This is a genomic window from Streptomyces sp. NPDC060194 (genome assembly GCF_042728285.1).
Taxonomy (GTDB): domain Bacteria; phylum Actinomycetota; class Actinomycetes; order Streptomycetales; family Streptomycetaceae; genus Streptomyces.
This window is the reverse complement of the sequence record NZ_JBHWZH010000268.1, coordinates 1-3290: the sequence shown is the minus strand read 5'-3', so window position 1 is coordinate 3290 and position 3290 is coordinate 1. Positions and strand designations below refer to the sequence as shown.

Here is a 3290-nt window from a genome sequence, read left to right as displayed (position 1 = left end):
GCTGTTGAGTTCTCAAGGAACGGACGCTTCCTTCGTACTCACCCTCTCGGGCTTTCCTCCGGGCTCTTCCCTTCGGTCTTGCGTCTCCGACTCTACCAGACTCTTTCGGGCCCGATTTCCTGTCAGAAACCTTTGCCTTCCCGGCCGTTGGGCCGTTCCGACATCCCGAACTCTAGCGCCACATTCCCGCGACTCATAATCGAGTCTCGAATTCGAATTCCGGCATGCCGAAAACGAACCCGCACGGGGGTGATCGCAGAGAAGGTGGGGTTGGCCGCTCCCGGCTGCTGAAGGCAGTACCCGGTCCGAGCGGCTCGAAGAACATTAGGCCGTCCGGGGAGACGAGTCAAGCGCGACGCCGCCTCGGGACATGGGCCCGGTAGGGACTCACGGTGGGCTCGCCGTCGATCCAGAAGCGCCAGGGGTGGACCCCGCCCTCCCCCGCCACCCCGGTCCGTGGCCCACTGCGTACCAGGTCAGCGGCCACGGGGATGCCGGCGAGCACCTCGAACGGGGACTCCGGTCCGGCGCAGACGTCGGCTCCGTCGAGTGCGCGATCCACTCCCAGGGCCGTCGCCAACCGGGCGGGGCCTTTGGCCAGTTCCGTGTCCTTCCGGGCTGAGATCCGCCGTGCCCGGGCCGGCTCGACGCCCTCGACGATCTCCCCCGCCCGCAGCAGCACCCCGCTCGCCACCCCCTCAGGACCGCACACCAGGTTCAGGCAGTGCCACATCCCGTAGGTGAAGTACACGTACGCGTGTCCGGGCGGACCGAACATCGTGGCGTTGCGGGCGGTGCGGCCGCGGAAGGCGTGCGAGCCGGGGTCGGCCTCGCCGTCGTAGGCCTCCACCTCGGTGAGGCGGACGTGGATCGGGCCGTCGGGTGAGTGGCGCACCAGTGTGCGACCGAGCAGGTCGCGGGCCGCTTCGAGGACGGGACGGTCGAAGAAGTTCCTGTCCAGGGGGGTACGGTCGGGGCTCACGATCATGTCTGGCGAGCGTACTGGAACGGCGGGGCCCGGGTGGGTGGCCGACGGAGGCCGGGTTTGCCAGGGTGAGGGCGCGGAACCGGTGGGGTGCCGCGGCGCGTGTCCACTGACCGGAGTGCGGAGTCAGGGACCGGAGAACAGAGGAGAGACAGAGACATGGGCTTCAAGAAGCTGCTGGCGAGCCTGGGTTCCGGCGGGGCGTCGGTCGAGACGGTTCTGACCGAGGCCAATGTCGTTCCCGGCGGGATCGTGCAGGGCGAGGTGCGGATCCAGGGCGGGAGCGTCGACCAGGAGATCCAGGGCCTGTCCGTCGGGCTGCAGGCGCGGGTGGAGGTCGAGGGCGCCGATCAGGAGACCAAGCAGGACATCGAGTTCGTCAAGCAGCGGCTCGGCGGCGCGTTCACGCTGAACGCCGGCAACGTGCACACGGTGCCGTTCGGCCTCGAGATCCCCTGGGAGACGCCGATCACCCACTTCGGCGGCCAGCACCTGCACGGGATGAACATCGGGGTGAGCACCGAGCTGGACATCGCCCGGGCCGTGGACTCCACCGACCTGGACCCGATCGCCGTGCACCCGCTGCCGGCCCAGCAGGCGATCCTGGACGCGTTCGCGCAGCTCGGTTTCCGGTTCCGCAGCGCGGACATGGAGCGCGGCCACATCCGCGGGACCCGGCAGCGGCTGCCGTTCTACCAGGAGATCGAGTTCGTGCCGCCGCAGCAGTACCGGGGGCTGAACCAGGTGGAGCTGACGTTCGTCGCGGACGACCGCGAGATGGACGTCATCCTGGAGATGGACAAGAAGCCGGGCCTTTTCAGCGAGGGCAGCGACTCCTACCGCTCGTTCCAGGTGGGCCTCGCCTCGTTCCAGGACACCGACTGGGCCGGTTACCTGAACCACTGGATCGCCGAGGTGGGCGGTCGCCGCAACTGGGTGTGAATCGACCTAGGCTCGTGGGGCAGGACGACAGTCGAGAGTCGAACCGGAGGTTTTCTCACGTGACTGACAACAGGCCGCCGCTGCCCCACGACTTCCACCCGCAGGTGCCGGCGTTCACGGTGTCCAGCGACGACGTCGTCGCGGGCGGCACGCTCGGGGACGCGCAGGTGCAGGCCGCCGGGAACACGTCGCCGCATCTGCGGTGGGAGGGGTTCCCGGAGGGGACGAAGAGCTTCGCCGTGACGTGCTTCGACCCGGACGCGCCCACGGGCAGCGGGTTCTGGCACTGGACGGTGTTCGACATCCCTGCGTCGGTGACGGAGCTGCCGGCCGGGGCGGGCACGGGGAAGTTCGAGGGCCTGCCGGCGGGCGCCGTCCAGGCGCGCAACGACTACGGGTCGAAGGACTTCGGCGGTGCGGCGCCCCCGTCGGGTGAGCGGCACCGGTACGTGTTCACCGTCTACGCGGTGGACACCGAGAAGCTGGGCCCGGACGAGGACACCCCGCCCGCTGCGGTGGGGTTCAACCTGCGCTTCCACACGCTCGCGCGGGGCAACCTGCTGGCCGAGTACGAGGCGCCGGCGGGCGGCTGAGCGTCTCGTCGGCGTTTGCCCGCCTCTGATCTTGGAGAGATCAGAGGCGGGCTTCTTTTTTGTGCCGGGGGCCGGGGTCAGGTCCCCCGGTGTGCACGGATATTGCGTTGTCCATCCCGGCCGACCCGGCCAGAGTTGACCTGACGGCACCGAGTGCCGACGGGTCGGCACGGGTCCGCGACCACGCGGGCCGTGAAACGGGAGGTGGGCACGGTGCGGGACACGCTGGTGCTGAACGCGAGCTTCGAGCCGCTGTCGACGGTCACGATGAACCGGGCCGTCGTCCTCGTCCTGACCGACAAGGCGGTCGTCGAGCAGGCCCACCCCGGACTGCGGGTGCGGGCGGCGGCGGTGGAGCTCCCGGTGCCCCAGGTGATCCGGCTGTGCCGGTACGTACGGGTGCCGTTCCGAAGACGCGCGCCGTGGTCGCGGCGGGGCGTGCTGGTGCGGGACCGGCACCGGTGCGCGTACTGCGGCCGGCGGGCGACGACGGTGGACCACGTGGTGCCGCGGGCGCAGGGCGGTGGGGACACCTGGCTGAACACGGTGGCCTCGTGCGCGGAGGACAACCACCGCAAGGCGGCGCGGACGCCGGAGCAGGCGGGGATGCCGCTGCTGCGGCAGCCGTTCGAGCCGACGCCGGCGGACGCGATGCTCCTCGCGCTGGGCACGGACGAACTGGCCCCGCTGCCCGACTGGTTGACGCAGGTCCAGACGGCGGCCTAGGCAGACGTACGGCGGTGGGGCTGCTCCCGGATCCGGGTGCAGCC

General features: G+C 70.2%; 4 protein-coding genes. 3 read left to right on the top strand and 1 reads right to left on the bottom strand.

Features of this window, described 5'->3' with window-relative positions; translation table 11 throughout:
* Nucleotides 1-346: 346 nt before the first annotated feature.
* Nucleotides 347-988 (bottom strand): DNA-3-methyladenine glycosylase, encoded by a 642-nt coding sequence (locus tag ACFWEG_RS28685; RefSeq protein WP_387220945.1) that lies wholly within the window; start codon nucleotides 986-988, stop codon nucleotides 347-349.
* Between the two features lie 156 nt (nucleotides 989-1144).
* Between ACFWEG_RS28685 and ACFWEG_RS28680 the strand changes: the two genes are divergently transcribed.
* The 3 genes from ACFWEG_RS28680 to ACFWEG_RS28670 all read left to right on the top strand — a co-directional run bounded on the left by ACFWEG_RS28680 (nucleotide 1145) and on the right by ACFWEG_RS28670 (nucleotide 3246).
* Nucleotides 1145-1927, top strand: coding sequence for a sporulation protein (locus ACFWEG_RS28680; RefSeq protein WP_387220943.1), 783 nt, complete (start codon nucleotides 1145-1147; stop codon nucleotides 1925-1927).
* A 59-nt stretch (nucleotides 1928-1986) separates the two neighbouring features.
* Nucleotides 1987-2520, top strand: a complete 534-nt coding sequence (locus ACFWEG_RS28675; protein ID WP_387220941.1) for a YbhB/YbcL family Raf kinase inhibitor-like protein — start codon at nucleotides 1987-1989, stop codon at nucleotides 2518-2520.
* Between the two features lie 213 nt (nucleotides 2521-2733).
* Nucleotides 2734-3246 (top strand): HNH endonuclease, encoded by a 513-nt coding sequence (locus ACFWEG_RS28670; RefSeq protein WP_387220948.1) that lies wholly within the window; start codon nucleotides 2734-2736, stop codon nucleotides 3244-3246.
* The last annotated feature ends 44 nt before the right edge of the window (nucleotides 3247-3290 follow it).